At 67.9% G+C, this 18772-nt stretch carries 20 protein-coding genes; 7 read left to right on the forward strand and 13 right to left on the reverse strand.

The features are described 5' to 3' along the window. Positions 1 to 304: 304 nt before the first annotated feature. Both IAE56_RS08915 and IAE56_RS08920 read right to left on the reverse strand, forming a co-directional pair. Entirely contained in the window at positions 305 to 2431 is a 2127-nt protein-coding gene (locus tag IAE56_RS08915; protein WP_200752283.1) for a methyl-accepting chemotaxis protein, read from the reverse strand. A 106-nt stretch (positions 2432 to 2537) separates the two neighbouring features. Further along, positions 2538 to 2903, reverse strand: a complete 366-nt coding sequence (locus IAE56_RS08920; RefSeq protein ID WP_200752284.1) for a MerR family transcriptional regulator — start codon at positions 2901 to 2903, stop codon at positions 2538 to 2540. A 79-nt stretch (positions 2904 to 2982) separates the two neighbouring features. Here IAE56_RS08920 and IAE56_RS08925 point away from each other — a divergent pair, with 79 nt between their 5' ends. From IAE56_RS08925 to IAE56_RS08935, 3 genes are all read left to right on the forward strand, one after another. Further along, positions 2983 to 3387, forward strand: a complete 405-nt coding sequence (locus IAE56_RS08925) for a hypothetical protein (RefSeq protein ID WP_200752285.1) — start codon at positions 2983 to 2985, stop codon at positions 3385 to 3387. A 94-nt stretch (positions 3388 to 3481) separates the two neighbouring features. Further along, a complete protein-coding gene (locus IAE56_RS08930; RefSeq protein WP_200752286.1) occupies positions 3482 to 4438 on the forward strand; it encodes a L,D-transpeptidase in 957 nt (318 codons plus the stop codon). A gap of 4 nt (positions 4439 to 4442) precedes the next feature. After that, positions 4443 to 5090: a M23 family metallopeptidase gene (locus tag IAE56_RS08935; RefSeq protein ID WP_200752287.1), complete on the forward strand. Its 648-nt coding sequence runs from the start codon at positions 4443 to 4445 to the stop codon at positions 5088 to 5090. Positions 5091 to 5094: 4 nt separating this feature from the next. Here the strand turns inward: IAE56_RS08935 and IAE56_RS08940 are convergent, their stop codons facing one another. The 9 genes from IAE56_RS08940 to hflK form a co-directional block, all read right to left on the reverse strand. Beyond that, positions 5095 to 5520, reverse strand: coding sequence for a DUF4259 domain-containing protein (locus tag IAE56_RS08940; protein ID WP_200752288.1), 426 nt, complete (start codon positions 5518 to 5520; stop codon positions 5095 to 5097). A gap of 103 nt (positions 5521 to 5623) precedes the next feature. Then, entirely contained in the window at positions 5624 to 6031 is a 408-nt protein-coding gene (locus IAE56_RS08945) for a hypothetical protein (protein ID WP_200752289.1), read from the reverse strand. Further along, a complete protein-coding gene (locus IAE56_RS08950) occupies positions 5994 to 6638 on the reverse strand; it encodes a MarR family transcriptional regulator (RefSeq protein WP_200752290.1) in 645 nt (214 codons plus the stop codon). The genes IAE56_RS08945 and IAE56_RS08950 overlap by 38 nt, the downstream gene beginning before the upstream one ends. A 71-nt stretch (positions 6639 to 6709) precedes the next feature. Continuing rightward, positions 6710 to 7354, reverse strand: coding sequence for a hypothetical protein (locus IAE56_RS08955; protein ID WP_200752291.1), 645 nt, complete (start codon positions 7352 to 7354; stop codon positions 6710 to 6712). Between the two features lie 156 nt (positions 7355 to 7510). Next, entirely contained in the window at positions 7511 to 7867 is a 357-nt protein-coding gene (locus IAE56_RS08960; RefSeq protein WP_200752292.1) for a hypothetical protein, read from the reverse strand. Between the two features lie 698 nt (positions 7868 to 8565). Then, entirely contained in the window at positions 8566 to 9858 is a 1293-nt protein-coding gene (locus IAE56_RS08965; RefSeq protein WP_108769628.1) for an adenylosuccinate synthase, read from the reverse strand. Between the two features lie 290 nt (positions 9859 to 10148). Then, the gene (locus IAE56_RS08970) at positions 10149 to 10334 is read right to left on the reverse strand and encodes a DUF2065 family protein (protein WP_079222788.1); all 186 of its coding nucleotides are present in this window, start codon (positions 10332 to 10334) and stop codon (positions 10149 to 10151) included. Positions 10335 to 10404: 70 nt separating this feature from the next. Next, a complete protein-coding gene (locus tag IAE56_RS08975; protein ID WP_164074732.1) occupies positions 10405 to 11268 on the reverse strand; it encodes a protease modulator HflC in 864 nt (287 codons plus the stop codon). Next, positions 11265 to 12398 carry an FtsH protease activity modulator HflK gene (gene hflK, locus IAE56_RS08980; protein ID WP_200752293.1) on the reverse strand — a complete coding sequence of 378 codons (1134 nt, stop codon included), beginning with the start codon at positions 12396 to 12398 and terminating at the stop codon, positions 11265 to 11267. The genes IAE56_RS08975 and hflK overlap by 4 nt, the downstream gene beginning before the upstream one ends. Before the next feature lie 151 nt (positions 12399 to 12549). Here hflK and IAE56_RS08985 point away from each other — a divergent pair, with 151 nt between their 5' ends. Both IAE56_RS08985 and pilH read left to right on the forward strand, forming a co-directional pair. Next, positions 12550 to 13545, forward strand: coding sequence for a YhdH/YhfP family quinone oxidoreductase (locus IAE56_RS08985; RefSeq protein WP_200752294.1), 996 nt, complete (start codon positions 12550 to 12552; stop codon positions 13543 to 13545). A gap of 88 nt (positions 13546 to 13633) precedes the next feature. Continuing rightward, positions 13634 to 14005: a twitching motility response regulator PilH gene (gene pilH, locus IAE56_RS08990; RefSeq protein ID WP_005410644.1), complete on the forward strand. Its 372-nt coding sequence runs from the start codon at positions 13634 to 13636 to the stop codon at positions 14003 to 14005. 106 nt (positions 14006 to 14111) lie between these two features. On the opposite strand, the gene IAE56_RS08995 is transcribed toward pilH, so the two are convergent. Then, positions 14112 to 15005: a DnaJ C-terminal domain-containing protein gene (locus tag IAE56_RS08995; protein ID WP_164074729.1), complete on the reverse strand. Its 894-nt coding sequence runs from the start codon at positions 15003 to 15005 to the stop codon at positions 14112 to 14114. A 226-nt stretch (positions 15006 to 15231) separates the two neighbouring features. Here IAE56_RS08995 and IAE56_RS09000 point away from each other — a divergent pair, with 226 nt between their 5' ends. Next, positions 15232 to 15714 (forward strand): peroxiredoxin, encoded by a 483-nt coding sequence (locus tag IAE56_RS09000; protein WP_200752295.1) that lies wholly within the window; start codon positions 15232 to 15234, stop codon positions 15712 to 15714. A 29-nt stretch (positions 15715 to 15743) separates the two neighbouring features. Further along, entirely contained in the window at positions 15744 to 16343 is a 600-nt protein-coding gene (locus tag IAE56_RS09005; RefSeq protein ID WP_200752296.1) for a ferritin-like domain-containing protein, read from the forward strand. A 45-nt stretch (positions 16344 to 16388) separates the two neighbouring features. On the opposite strand, the gene pbpC is transcribed toward IAE56_RS09005, so the two are convergent. Then, on the reverse strand, positions 16389 to 18770 hold the full coding sequence (gene pbpC, locus IAE56_RS09010; protein ID WP_200752297.1) for a penicillin-binding protein 1C: 2382 nt from the start codon (positions 18768 to 18770) through the stop codon (positions 16389 to 16391). Positions 18771 to 18772 lie beyond the last annotated feature (2 nt).

Below are 18772 nucleotides of genomic sequence, written 5' to 3' on the forward strand. Positions count from 1 at the left end.
GCCTAAAAAACCCCCCCCCCCAACCCCCCCCCCCCCCCCAACCCCGGGGGCGGCAACCCGTGCGCGGAAGACGGCGGCACGCAAGACAGCAGCAAAAAAGGCTGCCCGAACGCGCGCCAGAGCTTGATAATCACCCAGGCAGCCCCACCCGCACCTGCAATGCCAGGTGCGGGATCTGCGCGCCTTCGGTTTCGTTGCTGTCCATGCCTCCTCCCTCGGCTCCAAGCGAGCACCCCAGCGAGCATCGCCGAAAAAGGGGGCCGCGCGGTAGAGTCGAGCTTGCTCGACTCTACCGGCGCAGCGGTCAGGCCGCGCGCGCCACCACGGCACGGGCTGCACCGCCCTGCTCGATCTGGAACACCGACACCGAGGTGGTCAGTGCGTTGGCCTGCTCTTCCAGCGCGCGGCTGGCCGCGGTGGCTTCCTCCACCAGCGCCGCGTTCTGCTGGGTCACCTGGTCCATCTGCACCACCACCTGGTTGACCTGTTCGATACCCGCGGCCTGTTCCTTGCTGGCCGCAGCGATGTCGCTCATCAGCTGGTTGGTGCGCGAACTGGCGTGGGCCAGGCGGGCGATCGCCGCCTCGGACTGTACGGTTACGGCCAGGCCGCTCTGCACCTTGGCGGCGGCATCCTCGATCAGCTCCTTGATCTCCTTGGCGGCGACGCCGGCGCGCTGCGCCAGGGTGCGCACTTCACTGGCGACCACGGCGAAGCCACGGCCCTGCTCACCGGCACGTGCCGCTTCGACGGCGGCGTTCAGCGCCAGGATGTTGGTCTGGAACGCGATGCCGTCGATCACCGTGGAGATCTCGGAGATACGCGCCGAGGACTGGTCGATCTCGCCCATCACCGTTGCCATCTGCGCCATGGCCTGTTCGGTTTCGCGCACGGCAGCACCGGCCGCGTGGGCTTCGCTGTCCGCCTGGCGGGCCAGCTCGGCGTTCTGGCGCACGGTGGAGGTCAGTTCCTCCATCGATGCAGCGGCCTCTTCCAGGTTCGCCGCCTGCTGTTCGGTACGGCGCGAGAGATCACTGTTGCCCGCGGCCAGTTCCTGCGCCGCATTGTTGATGCTGTCGGCCGCCACCTGGATGCCACGGACGATGCCGGTCAGCTGCGTGGTGGTGGTGTTGGCATCGTCGCGCATGCGGGCGAAGACACCTTCGTACTCACCGTCCATGCGCGCGGTCAGGTTGCCGTGCGAGATCGCACGCAGCACATCGGACACGTCGGCAATGCTGGCCTGCGAACTGGCCATCATGGCGTTGAGGTGTTCGACCATCGCGCGGTACTGGAACTGGAACGCCTCGGCATCGCCGCGCACGCTGAAATCGCCCGCGCCGGCGGCCCGGGCCAGCGTGTCGATCTGCGCGCTGATCGCCATCAGGCTCTGCTTCACCGCGGCCAGGGTGCGGGTGAACGCGCCCTTTTCACCCGGGTACTGCGGCAGGTCGCGGCTGAGATCGCCGATCGCGTAGCGCTGCATGACTTCAGCCATCAGCAGTTCCACCTGCACGTGCGATTCCACCAGGCTGTTGGTGGCCTGCACCATGCGGCCGAAATCGCCGGGGAAGGCGCGGGCATCCATGCGGTAGCCGATGGCACCGGCCTCGTGCTGTTCGGCCATCTGCAGCTGCGCGCCAATGGCGGCCTGCACGCTCTGCCGCACGCTGCCCATGGCCTCGCCCAGCTGCGTCAGTTCATCGCGGCCACCCAGGTGGAAGGACTGGTCCAGCTCGCCCTTCGAGAGCTGCTGCGCCAGCTGCACCGCGCGCGCCAGCGGGCCGGTCATGCTGCGCCCGATCATCACCGAAGCGGCGATGCCGACCAGCAGCGCCACGCCGCCCAGCACCAGCAGCTGCAGCAGGCTGCGCTCGCCGAGGCGGATCGCTTCGGCCGCCGCCTCGCGGCTCTCTTTTTCCTCGAAGGCCACGCCATCAGCCAGCGCCTTGTTCCAGCCGTTGGCCGCTTCCTGCACCGGGCCCAGGGTCAGCGCGACCGCGCCGGGCAAATCCCCCTGTTCCATCAGTTCGCTGGTCTGCTTGTTGAGCGGGCGCGCAATGGCACGCTTGGCCGCGATGGCCTCGCCCATCGCCCTGCCCTCGGCATCGCCGGGCAGCGCCTGGTAGGCGGTCCAGCTGGCCTCGTAGCGCTTGACCAGGTCGGCGATGCGTTGCTCGTCGGCCTCGCGCGCGTCACCCTGGCGGATCAGCATCTCGCGGCGCACGACCATCATCTGGTTGTTGGCATCGAGCATTTCCGACAGCAGTCGCACCTTCGCTACGCTGACCTCGACCACCTGCTGCATGGCGTGCTTCTGCACGGCCGTGGCGGTGGCGCCGGTGGCGACCACGGCAGCCACCAGCAGCAGCAACAGGCCAAAGCCAAGGCCAAGACGCCAGGCGACCCTGACATTCCTCAAGTAGTTCATGGGGGGGGGAATCCAAACGTGGAGGGGATGCGCCCTTATCGGCCCGCCGCCCGTGCTCCTTGACCGTGCAACCGCCAACGCTTCGGTGGCGGTTCACATTCTTCGTTCAGCCAGCGACCTCGTGTGGCTGCAGTGGACAGGCGCTGGCCAGGCGCGTGGCCAGGTCCTGGCGCAGGGCGCCGAGCGCGGCGATGCGGGCATCGATGTCGGCGAGCTTTTCCTGCAGCGCGGCCGCCAGCAACGGGCCGGCATCGGCCTGCTCCCACAGCCTGGGCAGGCGCTGGCCGATCTCGGCCAGGGTGAAGCCGAGCTGCTGGGCCGTGCGGATGTAGTGCACCAGCATCGCCGTTTCCTCGGGGTAATCGCGGTAGCCATTGGCCAGGCGCCGCGCGCCGATCAGGCCCTGCTTCTCATAGAAACGCAGGGCTTCGCGCGACAGGCCGCAGGCCTGGGCCAGCTCTCCAATCTGCATGGGGATTCCAGAAAAGACTTGACCTTGAAGTTTACTTCAGCCCTGACAGTACGCCCTCTTTCCCTTGTTGAAGGCGTCCATGCTCACCTCCCGTTACTTCCGCATCGTCCGCGCCAGTGCGTTCTACGACCTGGTGGTCACCCTGCCCTTCGCCCTGCCCTGGACCTTCGCACCGCTGCATGCGGCGATGGCAGCACTGGCCCAGGCCTGGCAGCTGCCGGGCCAGGTCCCCGCACTGGATCCGCTGCACATGCTGCTGGCCAACCTGCTCGGTTCGGTGGTGGTGATGTGGTCGCTGGCCCGCGTGCTCGCCCCCAGCGTGCTGCTGGGCCGGCTCGACGCTGCGGCACGCTGGCTGTTCGCGCTGTGGCAGGTGTATGCGGTGCTGCACGGTGCCAGTGCGATCCTGCTGCTGTTCACCGTGGCCGAGATCGGCTTCGGCGTGCTGCAGAGCTGGCGCATCGAGGATGACTCCGCGCGTTGAGCGCTCATCTGCCGCTCAGCAACACGCTGGTGTTTTCACGCGGGCTGGTCGCGGGGTGCAGGCATGGTGGGGGCACGTTCTGCAGGAGCTTCCCATGCTTTCACCCCGCGTTGCCGTGCTTGCGCTGTCGCTGCTGGTTTCCCCTGCATTCGCGCAGGCCCCGCCAGCCGACCTGCCCGCGCCCATCGCCGAACGCGCCGGACCGGACATCGCCGCACGCTCGCCGTTGCACGCGCAGGTGCTGCTGGACCGCGCCAATTTCTCGCCCGGCCAGATCGATGGCGAAGTGGGCAGCAACCAGCGCCGCGCGGTGTCCGGCTTCCAGGCCGCGCACGGGCTGACCGTGACCGGCGAGCTGGACGATGCCACCTGGAATGCATTGCAGGCCGATGCCAACGCACCGCTGGCCAGCTACACGTTGACCGCCGAGGACGTGGCCGGTCCATTCCAGCCGGTGCCGAAGGGGCCCGCCGCACAGGCCAAGCTGAAGGCGCTGGGCTACGGCAGCGTGGAAGAGTCGCTAGGCGAGCGCTTTCATGCCTCGCCCGAGCTGTTGAAGGCGCTCAACCCCGACGTCGACCTGGGCAAGGCCGGCAGCCGCATCCAGGTGCCGAACATTGCGCCGGCACCGCTGCCGAAGGCGGCCAAGGTGGTGGTCGACAAATCCGATTCCACCCTGCAGCTGCTCGATGCAGCGGGCAAGGTGATCGCGCAGGTGCCGGTGTCGTCGGGCAGCCAGCATGATCCGCTGCCGATCGGTGAATGGAAGATCCTCGGCGTGTACCGCGACCCGCCCTTCCACTACAACCCGAAGCTGTTCTGGGATGCGCGCAAGGGCGAGAAAAAGGCCACGCTGCCGCCGGGCCCGAACAATCCCGTGGGCCGGGTCTGGATCGACCTGTCCAAGCCGCATTACGGCCTGCACGGCACGCCCGAGCCCGGCCATGTCGGCAAGACCGAATCACATGGCTGCGTGCGCATGACCAACTGGGATGCGCTGCGCGTGGCCGATGCCGTGGATACCTCGGTACCCGTCGTGATGCAGGAGTGAGGCGATGCGTCTTTCGCAGCTGATCGTACTGGGCGTGCTGCTGGGGCTGGGTGCCGGCTGGTGGCTGCGCCGCGATGCGGCTGAGCCGGTAGTGGTTGCCCTGCCTGCAACGCCACCCGCAGCCGTGACGGCGGCGCCGGTGAAGCCGCCTGCACCCGCGCGCGTGGATGCTGCGGCTCCAGCACTCACGCTGGCCTCTCCCGGTGCGGATGCGCCCGCAGGCCTGCTGCTGCCCGTGCAGGGCATCCAGGCATCGCAGCTGCGCGACACCTTCACCGATGCACGCAGCGAGGGGCGCGTGCACGATGCCATCGACATCATGGCCGACGCCGGGACGCCGGTGCTGGCGGTGGCCGATGGCACGGTGGAAAAACTGTTCGACAGCGAGCGCGGCGGACTGACGATCTACCAGTTCGAGCCCAGCGGACGCTGGTGCTACTACTACGCCCACCTGCAGCGCTATGCCGATGGCCTGGCGGAAAAGCAGGCGATCAAGCGCGGTGAAGTGATCGGCTACGTCGGCAGCACCGGCAACGCCAGCGCCGATGCCCCGCACCTGCATTTCGAGGTGCACGTGCTGGGCCCGGAGAAGCAATGGTGGAAGGGCGAATCGATCAACCCTTACCCGTTGCTGCAGGCGGCTGGCCGCTGAGGCTTCAGCCGACTGCGCTGCGTGCGGCGCGCAGGCCCGCCTGCAGCGTGTTCACTTCGGCCATCCATTCGTCCAGCGAATCGACCTCGTCCCACAGCTCGCGCAGCTCACTGTCTTCGGCCGTCACCTGCTGTACGGCGCGTTCGGCCAGTGCCAGCAGCGCGGCGGTCGGGCGCTGTGGATTGGCCTTCATCCACGCCTGCAGGTCTTCCTCTTCGGCGATCGCCGGCGAGGGATGGCCCAGCAGCGCCAGGATCACTTCCGCTGCGGCCAGGGCCTTGCTGCCGTCGCCGGCGTCCAGGTCTTCGTCGGTCTCGGCAGCCGTGCGCAGCGCTTCTTCCAGCAGTGAAAGATCCGTGCTTTCGCGCAGGTCGCAGACCAGATCGCAGGCGTCATCGTTTTCGAATGTACCGCTGCCCCATGCACCCATGATGTTGCTCCTTCCTTGATTGATGTCCTGCCACGCGCGGACCGCGAGGCGCGACGCAGAAGCATGCGGCACGGCTGCGGATCCTGGCAACCCACCGGCGCACTCAGAGACCGCAGGCCACCCGCACCGCTTCACAGGCAGCGATGAGGTCTTCCACCAGGCGCCCGCTGACATCCAGTTCGCCCTCGTACTCGGCGATGTTGCGCTGCTGGTGGCACTTGTCGAGCACCCGCCATACCTCGGGGCCCACGCCCAGCGTGTGCTTGAGCGACTGGAACACGATGTAGCGGTTGCTGGGCCGGAACCCGTGCGCACGAAGCGCTGCCAGGCTCAATGCGTGGGCGGCGTTGTAGGCCAGGTCGAAGCGGCTTTCCAGCGAAAGCGTCGCATTGCGTGCGTCACGCAACCGCGCCAGGCCCGAGCGCTGCAGGCCTTCGATCTCGCGCGGATCCGGCGGCTCGGCGCTGAGCGGTTTACCCGGCCCGACCAGGTTCTGCAATGGCGAGGTCATCCATTCCTCCAATCACCCACAGCTTGGGTTGTTCCAGTACTCGCTGCAGGAAGGCATTTCCCTTGTGCAGGCGATCGTTCAATTCGTCGTGCGTGTACAGCGTCGGGTTCACCGGCCGTCCCAGGCGATCTTCCAGCGGATCGAGCACGGCCATCAGCTCAGCATAGCCCAGCGTATCGGAGACCAGCATCAGGTCGATGTCGCTGTGCGCGCTGTCGGTGCGCTTGGCCACCGAGCCGAATACGAAGGCCGCCGCAATCTGGTCCTGCAGCGGCTGCAGTGCGTCGCGCAGCGGCTGTGCCAGGCCGATGGTCTTGTGCACCAGCGCCACCAGTTCGGCATGGATCGGCGAGCCCGCAAACGCGCGATAGCGTTTCTGGTTGCCGACCTTGCGCTGCTCCACCAGGCCACTGGCGACCAGCTTGGCCACTTCGCGCTGCACGGCGCCGGAACCGGCACCGCTGCCACTGATCAGCTCGGAAATGCTGAAATCACGGCGGTCCTGCCCGAACAGCAGGGCCAGCACCCGTTGCTGGGTCTGGGTGAACAGCGCGTCGGCCAGGCCGATGGGGCCTGTGGACGACGATGTGGCGGCTTGGTTACCCATATTGGGCATTATTGTGCCCATATTGGGTATTTAGCAAGTGCGGCGCCTGCCCCGCCGGGCAAGGCCCGGCGCTACCGGGCACTGTTGCGCCGTTGCCAGCGCCGCAGCGCGATGCTCGCGGCGGCCAGCCCGCCAGCGGCAATCAGCAACAGCAGCGCCACCGGCTGCCAGAAGAAGAACGGCCACAGCCAGAGGTAATCGAGGTCGGTCAGCTTCAACACGTCCATCGGCGGCAGCAGTTCCACCGAGGCCGCTCGCCCGGCCAGCGCCGGGTCGACCTCCAGCACGGTCAGCCGCAGCCAGGAACGCCCGCGCGGCAGTGCGTCCCCCCGCCCATAGCCGAAGTACGAGGCGGCGAACCTGCTGGGCCCCACCGACTCCAGCGCACGGGAAACATCCGTTCCGGACGCACCCGAGCGTGTCTTCGCGCGGAACTCGTTGCGATCGGTCGGGGTGTCCGCGCGCAGGCGCAGCTCCGGATCGATCGACGGATCGGCGCCGTCATCGGCGTAGCGCAGGCGCAGCCGCAACGGATCGTCGATGAAACGGTAAACCGTGACCTCGGCGGTCGCGCCGGGCTGCAGCACCAGTGGCAGGGTCTGCGTGCGCGAGGCCAGGTGGTTGGCGGCCGCGCCCAGTACCAGCAGGATGCAAGCCAGCGCCCACAGGCTCCACAGCAGCCACAGGGTCACCCGCGCGACCGTCTCGCCCTTCATGCCGAACTCCCGGTCATCGCGCTGCGTCCCTGCTGGCGTTGGCCACAACGTAGCGCAGAACTGCACGTGACCATAGTGCTGGCGTAAGGCAGCGCGCGAGCCGGCCCGGTACCTCGCCAGATGGCGAGGCTGGGCATCGCACATGCAGAACGGAGGTCAGGCCGGCCTGACTTCCCGGCACACCAGCTCGGCAAGTTCGCGGCAGGCGAAGAACAAGCCTTCCACCACGCCCTCATCGAGGTGGCGGCGGAGCGTGGCCATGGTCTTGCAGCGGTTGGCCGCATGCAGCATCTCCGCCGCGGTGAGGATGGCCACGGCCGCACGGTCGATCCGCGCCAGTGACTGGCGTCGGCCGTCGGACAGGTTTTCCTCCGGCCAGAGCATGCCATCAGAGCCTTCGCCATCACGGATGCGGGTGAGGCAGCCCTGGAAGGTGCTGATATCGGAGGTGGGGTCTTCATCGTCGTTGACGGCATCAACAACATGGAGTGGCGGGTTCTTGCGAGTGGTCATGGCGTCGGCTTCCCTGGCTGTACGTAACAGCGCCACCGCGCAGAAGCGGGGTGGCGGACGGTGCGGGTTGCAAACCGGGATACATGCAGACCGGCGGGTCCGAAGACCCCCACGCACCGCCCGCCATAGAAGGCCGACGGATTGCCAGCCGGCACCGTTTCAGGACGGTGCCGGCTGGCAAGCGCTTACAGCACATATCGCGGGTTTGCATGCCCGGCCACCCTTTTTCGGTGGCGCGCCATGGTGTCTACGCCTGCACGTTCGATTCAATGAGAAAAATCCGAAAGGTCCGGAGGGAATCGAGCGTGCGATGCGAAGTGTTGCATACGCGGGGAGTGGCGGATGCGACAGGAAAAGGCGCGAATCTGCTGCTGCGCGGGCGAGAGCGACGTGCGGTGACGCAAACAACCCGCGCTTCAGAATGGCGCGTGACGCTTATCGCTTACCAGAAGTTGTATGCGGGGATCGTGCAGAAAGTGCGAGTGGCGTGTGGCTTGGGGGAATCTGACGTGGATGGCCGATTTAGAGTGCCGGAAGCGACATGCTGGTGGCTCCGGTTCTGCCAGCCATGGGCTGGCAGAACCGGAGTTGGTGGAGAACCCAAAAAGAAGCGCCGCGACCCTCAGGGAGTCGCGGCGCTCTTTTTCAATTGCACAGCGTTACCACCACGCCGGGCATGGCCCGGCGCTACCGCCCACTCAGGCGAACGGATCCTGCAGGACCATGGTGTGGTCGCGGTCCGGGCCGGTGGAAACGATGCTGATCGGGCAACCGGCCAGCTCTTCCAGCGAACGCAGGTAGGCGCGTGCGGCCGGCGGCAGCTCGTCCCAGTTGGTGATGCCGTGGGTGTTCTCGCTCCAGCCCGGGAACTCCAGGTACACCGGGGTGCAGTCTTCCCAGCCCTGCGCGTCCAGCGGCGCGTACTCGGTGCGCTTGCCGTTGTATTCGTAGGCGATGCAGACCTTCAGCTTTTCCATGCCATCCAGCACGTCGAGCTTGGTGATGCACAGGCCGCTGATACCGTTGATGGCCACGGCGCGCTTCAGCGCGACGATGTCCATCCAGCCGCAGCGACGCGGGCGACCGGTCGAAGCACCGTACTCGGCGCCGCGGTCACGGATGCCCTGGCCGATTTCATCGTCCAGCTCGGTCGGGAACGGGCCGCCGCCGACGCGGGTCGCGTAGGCCTTGGCGATGCCCAGCACGTAGTCGATCGAATCGGCACCGACGCCGGAACCGGCCAGCGCGCCACCGACGGTGGTGTTGGAGCTGGTGACGTACGGGTAGGTGCCGTGGTCGATGTCCAGCAGTGCGCCCTGCGCGCCTTCGAACAACACGCGCTTACCCTGCTTGCGCAGGTCGTGCAGGATGCCGGCCACGTCGGACTTCATCGGCTGCACGTATTCGCCGAAGGCCAGGGCCTCGTCGAAGGTCTTCTGGAAATCGACCGCATCGGTGTTCAGATACTTGGTCAGCACGAAGTTGTGGTAATCCAGCGCCGTGCGCAGCAGCTCTTCCAGCTGCTTGGGGTAATGCAGGTCGGCGATGCGGATGCCGCGACGCGCCACCTTGTCTTCGTAGGCCGGGCCGATGCCGCGACCGGTGGTGCCGATCGCCTTGCCGCCGGCAGCGCGTTCGCGCGCCTGGTCCAGGGCGATGTGGTACGGCATGATCAGCGGCGCGGCCGGGGAGATCTTCAGGCGCGAACGCACTTCGACGCCGGAGGCTTCCAGCTCGGCGATTTCCTTCTGCAGCGCGGCCGGCGAGATGACCACGCCGTTGCCGATCAGGCACAGCGCATCGTCACGCAGGATGCCCGACGGGATCAGGTGCAGGACGGTCTTCTTGCCATTGATGACCAGGGTGTGGCCGGCATTGTGGCCGCCCTGGAAGCGCACCACGGCGCCGATTTCCTCGGTGAGCAGATCGACGATCTTGCCCTTGCCTTCATCGCCCCACTGGGCACCCAACACTACGACAGACTGACCCATGACGGGCTCCTCGATTTGTTGCGGCCATCGGGGCCGCGGACGGGTAAACCGTGGCGGGGCTGGCCAGCACCTGGATGGCGGCTCCAAACGGGGAGCGGCCGGCGATGGAAGGCCCAGACACGGAAAAAGCCGAACGGGGAGGCCCGTCCGGCTTTTGTGCATTATCCGGGTTTCCGGGGTCGGGTGCCACCTTTCCGACGGACGGCTTTACCGGCCGGTCAGGCGCCTCGCCTTCCCGCAAACCGGGGTCAGAGCCGTTTCCTGCGGAAACGGATCCGACCCCTGCCCTTTCAGTGCCGGGCCCACCACAGCAGGCTCAGGCCGGCCAGCAGGACCAGGCCGCCGAAGCTGCGCAGGGCCGGGCTGGGCAGGTCCAGCAGGCGCTCGGCCATGCGCTTCCAGGCCAGCGGGGCGACGAACAGCAGCAGGCCTTCGAGCACGGCCACCAGGCAGACGGCCGCGAACAGATCTTTCATGCGGGGGGACTCCGGAAAAAACACGGGGCCCGGCATCTGGCCGGGCCCCGTGGGATCTTGCCGAACGACCTCAGCGGTCGTTCTTGAGGTACTGCAGGAACGGGTCGTTCTTGTCCAGGACGATCACGCCGTTGCCGTCGGTCATGGAGCCACGGTAGGCCTCCAGGCTGCGGTAGAACGCGTAGAACGACGGGTCGGCCGAGCCGGCCTTGCCGTAGATGCGGGCCGCATCGGCATCGCCTTCACCGCGCAGGCGCTGGGCATCGCGCTCGGCTTCGGCGATCAGCACGGTGCTGTCACGGTCGGCCTGGGCACGGATGGTCAGCGACTGCTCCTCGCCCTCGGCGCGCAGCTTGGCGGCTTCCTGCTTGCGCTGTGCGCGCATGCGCTCGTACACGTCGTTGATCACCTGGCTGTCGGTGGGCAGGTCGACCTGCTTGATGCGCAGGTCGATCATCTGCATGCCCAGCCCGGACACCGCTTCGTTGATGCCCTTCAGCTGCTCGGCGATCAGCTCGCTGCGGTCGCCGGATACCAGCTGCTGCAGGGTGCGCGAGTTGATCTGGTTGCGCAGCGAGTCGGTGATGATCGGCGCCAGGCGGGCATTGGCCACGCGCGGGTCACCACCGGTGGCACGGAAGTAGTCGCCCACGTTGGAGATGTAGCCCACGGCGAAGAAGTCGACGCTGACGTCCTTCTGCTCGGCGGTGAAGTAACGCGCCGGTGCCGTGTCCAGCACCTGGAAGCGGCGGTCGAACACGCGAACGGTTTCCACCACCGGCACCTTGAAGTGCAGGCCCGGCTTGATGTCCGAACGCACCACCTTGCCCAGGTTCAGGACCATGGCGGTCTGGTCCTCGCGGACCACGTAGACCGAACCCAGCAGGGCCAGCAGGGCCGCCACGACGACGGCAATCCAGATAGAACTTCTCATCGGCTGCCCTCCTCACGGCCGCTCGGACGCCCGGTCGGGCGGGCCACCGGCCGGCCCGGGTCACGGGAAACTTCGGTTGCGGTACCCGGCAGCGACGGCATCACCACATCCGGATTCGGCACCGGGGCCGGGGCCGAGGCGCCCGGACGGGTGTCGCCGGTCATCGGCACGTAGATCAGCTGGCGACCATCGCCACCGATCACCTTGCGGTTCTCGCTCAGCACCTGCTGGACGGTTTCCAGCCACAGGCGCTTGCGGGTCACTTCCGGGGCGTCCTTGTACTGGGCCTGCAGCAGGCTGAAGCGCTGTGCGTCACCCTCGGCCTTGGACACCACGGCCTGCTTGTAGCCTTCGGCGGTGGTACGGGCACGCGAGGCCTGGCCTCGGGCTTCCGGCACGACCTTGGCGGCGTAGGCCTGGGCTTCGTTGATCAGGCGTTCCTTGACCTGCTGGGCACCGTTGACCTCGTCGAAGGCCGGCTTGACCTCCTCCGGCGGACGGGCGTCCTGCAGGGTCAGGCCGGTCACGGTGAGGCCGGTCTTGAACGCACCCAGCAGCGCCTGCAGGCGCTCCTCGGCGGCCACGGCCAGCGGGCCACGGTTGTTCAGCACCGAATTGAGGTCGGCACGACCGACTTCCTCACGCACCGCGCTCTGCGCGGACTGTTCCAGCACCTGGTCGGCATCGACGGTACCAAACAGGTACTGCTGCGGATCATCGATGCGGTACTGCACGTTGAGCGAGACGTTGACGATGTTCTCGTCGCGGGTCAGCACCGGCACCTGGATCGAGAAGGTCTTGATCTCGGTGGCATTGACCTTGGTGACCGACTCGATCGGCCACGGCAGCTTGAAGTTCGGGCCCGGGGTCAGGATCCGCGAGAACTGGCCGAAGCGCAGCACGACGCCTCGCTGCTGTTCGCCGATCAGCTGGAAGCTGGAGAACAGCACCAGCAACACCACCGCCGCCGCCACCCAACGCAGGATGCCGCCATCGAACAGGTCCTTCAGCGGCCCGGGCAGACCGCCCCAGCCACCGCCATTGCCACCGCCACGCGACCCGAACGGCCCGCGTCGATTGTCCTCGGGGCCTTGTCCGCCCTTGTTGCCGCCGGGTGTATTCCAGGCCATGCACGCTCCATCAATATTGGGCTGCGGCGCGGGCCCTTCCCGCGGCGCCAGCCGTGAATCTTCACCGATCATACAAGATGGGGCGGACTGGCAGGTTTGAAAGGGCCATGACCGGGTAAGGTGGCGTTTTCCTCGAAGTCAGGCAGCGCCGATGGCCCCCACCACCCCGTTCACCGCCTTCCGGATCGAAAACGACGATGCCGGCTACCGCAGCGGCCTGGTCCAGCTGGGCGTGGACGACCTCAGCCCCGGCCAGGTGCTGATCCGCGCCCACTGGTCCTCGGTCAACTACAAGGACGCCCTGGCCGGCACCGGCAAGGGCAAGATCCTGCGGCGCTTCCCGCTGGTCGGTGGCATCGACGTGGCCGGCACCGTGGTCGCCTCCAGCGACCCGGCCTGGCGCGAGGGCGACGCGGTGCTGGCCACCGGCTGCGGGCTCAGCGAGACCCGTGACGGCGGCTACAGCCAGTACGTGCGGCTGGAATCGCGCGCGGTCATCGCCCAGCCTGCCGGCCTGAGCCCGCGCGAAGCGATGGTGCTGGGCACGGCCGGCTTCACTGCCGCCCTCGCCCTGCTGCGCCTGCAGGACAACCGGTTGACCCCGGGGCACGGCCCGCTGGCGGTGACCGGCGCCACCGGCGGGGTCGGCGCGCTGGCCGTGGACATCTTCAGCCGTGCCGGTTACGACGTGCATGCGATCAGCGGCAAGCCGGAGCAGGCCGCCTTCCTGCACGACATCGGCGCCGCCGAGGTGCTGCCGCGCGAGGCACTGGCCGATACCGCGCCGCTGCAGTCTGCCCGCTTCGGCGGTGGCCTGGACAATGCCGGTGGATCGATGCTGGCCAGCCTGCTGGCGCAGACCGTGCCCTATGGCAGCGTGGTCAGTGCCGGCCTGGCCGCCAGTCCGAAACTGGACATGACGGTGATGCCGTACATCCTGCGTGGCGTGTCGCTGCTGGGCGTTTCTTCGGCCAGCGCGCCGCGCGGCCTGCGCGAAGCGGTGTGGGCGCGACTGGGCGGCATGTGGAAGCCGCAGCACCTGGACCGGATCTGCACGGCCGAAGTCGGCCTGACGGACCTGCCGGGCGTGTTCGAACGGATGCTGGCCGGTGGCTCGCTCGGCCGCACGGTGGTGCGGATCGACTGAACGTCGCAGGCAGGCGACGGACGGCAGCTGCCGTGTTCCCACCCGCAATGTGCCCGCACTACACTGCGGGCATGACACGGGGAACAACATGGCACGCATTCTGATCGTCGACGACTCACCGTCGCAGCTGTTGGGGATACAGCGCATCGTCGAGAAACTCGGGCACCAGATCCTGACCGCCACCGATGGCGCGGCCGGGGTGGAAACAGCCAAGGCCGAACTGCCCGACCTGGTGCTGATGGACGTGGTGATGCCCAACCTCAATGGTTTCCAGGCCACCCGCACGCTCGCCCGCGACGAGGCGACCCGGCATATTCCGGTGATCCTGGTGACCACCAAGGACCAGGACACCGACCGCATGTGGGGCATGCGCCAGGGCGCCAAGGCCTACATCACCAAGCCGTTCTCGGAAGACGAACTGTCCGAGGTGCTGGAGCGCGTGTTCGCCGGCCAAGGCTGAGACGGCTTTTGTAGAGTCGAGCCATGCTCGACTGCTGTTGGTTGCGGCAGTCGAGCATGGCTCGACTCTACATGTCAAAACCGCCGGCCAGCGGCCGGCACTACCTTCAAATGGTTTCGCCAAAGGCCTTTGCCAGGTTCCGGTACGCCTTCTTCTGCGCCTCGTCGGTCGCCGCCGGGGCCACGATCTCCAGCTCCACGATCTGGTCGCCATCCGGGTTGCCCGGCAGGCCGCGGCCGCGCAGGCGCAGCTTGCGACCGGCATCGGAATCGGCCGGGATCTTCAGTTCCACCGCACCGCCCAAGGTCGGCACGCTGATGCTGGTGCCCAGCGCGGCCTGCCACGGGGTCACCGGCAGCGTATAGAGGATGTTGCGGCCATCGACCTCGAACTGAGGGTGGGCGGCGTATTCCACTTCCAGCAGCAGGTTGCCGCCATGGGTGCCCTGCCCTGACAGGCGGATCACCTGGCCCGGGCGGATGCCCTTGGGCACGCGCACGTCCAGCTGCTTGCCGTTGACGGTGATGCGCAGGCTGTCGCCGCCGTAGGCCGCTTCCAGCGGCACCGACAGCTTGGCCCGGGTATCGCGGTTGGGCGCCTGGCCGTGGCTGCTGAAGCCCGGGCCGGGGCCGGCGCCCTGGCCGCCACGCTGACGCGCGAACAGGCTCTCGAAGAAATCGCTGAAGCCGCCGCCGGCACCGCCGCCGCCGAACACTTCCTCGAAATTGAAGCCACCGGCACCGCCGTAGTTCGGCGGCACGTTGAATTCCTCGCCCGGGCGGTAGCCCTGCGCGCGCAGCTGGTCATAGGCCGCGCGCTTTTCCGGATCGCGCAGCGCCTCGTAGGCTTCGTTGACCGCCTTGAACTTGTCCTCGGCGCCAGCCTCCTTGCTCACGTCCGGGTGGTACTTGCGCGCCAGCCGGCGGTAGGCGGTCTTGATCTCGGCCTCGCCCGCACTCGGTTCCACCCCCAGGGTGGCGTAGTAATCCTTGAATTCCATCCAGCTACCTCGATCTGCTTCGGCCGCGCCGGTGGCGCCGCCCCAGGTTCATTCTACGCGCCGGCATGCTACGCCGCTGCCCGTACGGCGCCGGTGACGCCGACTGATCCAGCGCAATGCGGCTGCCACCGCCCGGCCCCAGGATGGGGTGTGCACACCGGGTTTCCAATGTCTTGACGCCTCCGTCCCATCAGCCCCACTAGCCTGCCACCAGCAAGGAGTTCCCATGACGATCCATGTCGGCGACCGTATTCCGGAAGTAACCCTCAAGCGCATCCGCGAGGGTATCGAAACGCTGGACACCCATGCCCTGTTCGACGGGCGCCGGGTGGTCCTGTTCGCCGTGCCCGGCGCCTTCACCCCGACCTGCTCCGCCCGCCACCTGCCCGGCTTCGTCGAGAAGTTCGCGGCCTTCCGCCAGCGTGGCATCGACGTGTACTGCATGGCGGTCAACGATCCGTTCGTGATGAAAGCCTGGGCCGCCGACCAGCACGTGCCCGAAGGCCTGCTGATGCTGTCCGACGGCAATGCCGAACTGACCCGTGCACTGGGCCTGGAGCTGGATGCCAGCGCCTCGGGCATGGGCATCCGTTCGCGTCGCTTCGCCCTGTACGTCGACGACGGCGTGGTCCGCGCCGCCTGGATCGAGGCGCACGGCCAGTTCGAGGTGTCCTCGGCCGACTACGTGCTGGAGCACCTCCCCACCTGACACCCCACTGCAAGAGGAACCGGCCAGCCATGTCCAACAAGCCAGCCAAAGCCAGCAAGTCCGCCGCCAAGCCCGGCACCAAGCCCAGCCCCCAGGTGCCCGGCATCAGCGACCGCAAAACCCTGCGCGAGCGCGCGCGACGCAACATCGAGGACGGTGCGATCACCGACAGCTACAGCGCCGACCGCAAGGCGGTAATCAAGCTGCTCAACGATGCGCTGGCCACCGAGTATGTGTGCGTGCTGCGGTACTACCGCCATTACTTCATGGCCAAGGGCATGCTGGCCGACGCGGTCAAGGCCGAGTTCCTCGAACACGCGCAGCAGGAACAGGCGCACGCCGGCAAGCTGGCCGAGCGCATCGTGCAGCTGGGCGGCGAACCGGACTTCAATCCGGACACGCTGACCGCACGCTCGCATGCCGAGTACAAGGAAGGCAGCGACCTGCGCGACATGGTGCGCGAGAACCTGGTGGCCGAGCGCATCGCCATCGACAGCTACCGCGAGATGATCAACTTCATCGGCGACCGTGACACCACCACCAAGCGCATCCTGGAGGAGATCCTGGCGCAGGAGGAGGAGCATGCCGATGAGTTCGCCGACCTGCTGGATGGGTGGATCGGGAAATGATCCGGTAGATGCGGTCGCACGGGTAGCGCCGGGCCATGCCCGGCGTCAACGGATGACGGTGAACCGCACCTGCGTCCACGCGCCATCGGTGGCCAGTGCGGTCAACGTATGCGCGCCGGGATCGGCGAATTCGCGCTGCATCAGCTGCGCGCCCTGGGTGCGGGCGATCCAGCGACCATCCAGCAACCAGTCCACCGCCTGTTCGCTGCCCAGCGCGCGCAGCTGCAGGCGCACGCCGTGCTCGGCATTGGGTGCCCGCGCCAGTGCGGCGCCATCGTTCAGACCATCCACGTGCAGGGCCACGCTCGCTTCGCGGCCATCGTCGCGGCAGTCCTCTGCCAGTGGCGGCAGCTGCGAGGCATCACGCGTGGCCTTGGGCAGCCACGGTGACAACAGCGCCGGCCAGCGCGCGATCTCGCGCTCGACTTCGGTGTGCGGCGCGCTGCAGTCGGCGGACAGCCGCTGGCCGCTACGCGCGTCGGCCATGTAACGCTGGCGGCCCGGCTGCCAACGGCGCGCCTCGCGCTCAGGGAAGGTCGGCGGCACGCCACCGTCCAGCAGCCAGGCCGGCATGCGCCGCTGGCACAACGCGGCCGGCAACGATTCGGCCAGTTCGCCGGTGGGCCAGCACACATCGGCGCGGCTGACGCTGGCCGGCATCGGCGCGGCGGCGGCATCGCCGGGCTGGCGCGGCAGGCTGTCGACCACTTCGAACATCAGCGGCAATGCGGTAACCGCGCCGTACTGACCCGGCAGCGGCGTGCCATCGGGTCGCCCCACCCACACGCCTACCGTGTAGTGGCGCGTGCTGCCGATCGCCCACGCGTCGCGGTAGCCATAGCTGGTGCCGGTCTTCCAGGCCACGCGCGGGCGGCCGCCAACATCGAAGGTTCCCACGCCATAGCCCGGGCGCGGATTGGATTCGAGCATCTCGCGCACGATCCAGCTGGCCCCGGGCGAGGCCAGGCGCCGCTCGATCATCGGCTCGTCGTCGGTGTAGCGCACGCGCCCGGCGATGCCGTTGCGGTTGAGCGCGGCGAAGGCGCCGACCAGATCCTCCAGGCGCGCACCGGTGCCGCCAAGGATCAGCGACAGGTTCGGCGAACTGCCCGGCGGGAAGCGCAGCTGGATGCCCGCGTGCGAGAGACGCGCGGCGAAACGCGCCGAGCCCACCCGCTGCAGCAGGTCCACCGCCGGCACGTTCAGCGACAGGCGCAGCGCGCTCGATGCACCGACCGGCCCATTGAAGGCCTCATCGAAGTTGCCCGGCCGGTAGCTGCCGAAACTCTGCGGCGCATCCACCAGCAGGCTTTCCGAATGGATCAGGCCATCGTCCAGCGCCATCGCATACAGGAAGGGCTTGAGCGTGGAGCCGGGCGAGCGCCAGGCCTGCACCATGTCGACGTGACCCAGGCGCTGGCGGTCACCGAAGGCCAGCGTGCCGACATAGGCACGGGCCTGCAGGGTCTGGTTGTCGACCACCAGCAGGGCGGCCGAGGTGCGCTCGGGCAGCGTGGAGAAATAGCTGGCCACGCGCTCTTCCAGCGTGCGCTGCAGGTCCAGGTCGATGCTGCTCTGGATGCGCGCCTGGCCCGGATGCGCCGAATGCAGCCGCTGCGCCAACAGTGCCGCATGCATCGGCGGGCGCAGCGAGCGTGCGACCACGTTCTCGATGCGCGCGTCCTCCACCTCTTCCGGCGTCCACACGCCAAGCTCGGCCATGCGCGCCAGCACCTTGTCACGCGCCTTCTGCGCGGCTTCCGGGTGGCGGTCCGGGCGCAGCCGGCTCGGCGCCTGCGGCAGCACCGCAAGCAGGGCGGCTTCGGCATGCGACAGCTGGGTGGCCGGTTTGCCCAGGTAGGCCCAGCTCGCCGCTTCCACGCCCTCGATCGTGCCGCCGTAGGGCGCGCGTTCCAGATACAGCGCCAGGATCTGCGCCTTCGACAGGTGCACTTCCAGCTGCACCGCGCGCAGCATCTGCTTGAGCTTGCCCCACGGCGTGCGCGAATGCGGATCTAGGATGCGCGCGACCTGCATGGTGAGTGTCGAACCGCCCGACACGATGCGGCCGCCGCGCAGCAGCTGGCCGCTGGCACGCAGGATCGCCAGCGGGTTGATGCCGGGGTGTTGCCAGAACCAGCGGTCTTCGTAGGTCAGCAGCGCCTGCAGGTACAGCGGCGAGACGCTGTCGGCCGATGCCGGGTAGCGCCACACGCCTTCGGCATCGGCGAAGGCGCGCAGCGGGCTGCCATCAGCGGCCACCACCAGGGTGCTGGTATCGCGCTGCTTCGGCAGCGGCGGCGGGAACGCGAAATCGAGAACCAGCAGCAGGACCAGCAGCGCCGCCGTGCCCCAGCGCAGCCAGGGCCACAGCGGCTGCAGCCGGCGGCGCAGGGCCGCCCGCCGGGTCGTCCGGTCGTTGTTCATTG

The organism is Stenotrophomonas sp. S41 (assembly GCF_016624625.1).
Lineage (GTDB): Bacteria > Pseudomonadota > Gammaproteobacteria > Xanthomonadales > Xanthomonadaceae > Stenotrophomonas.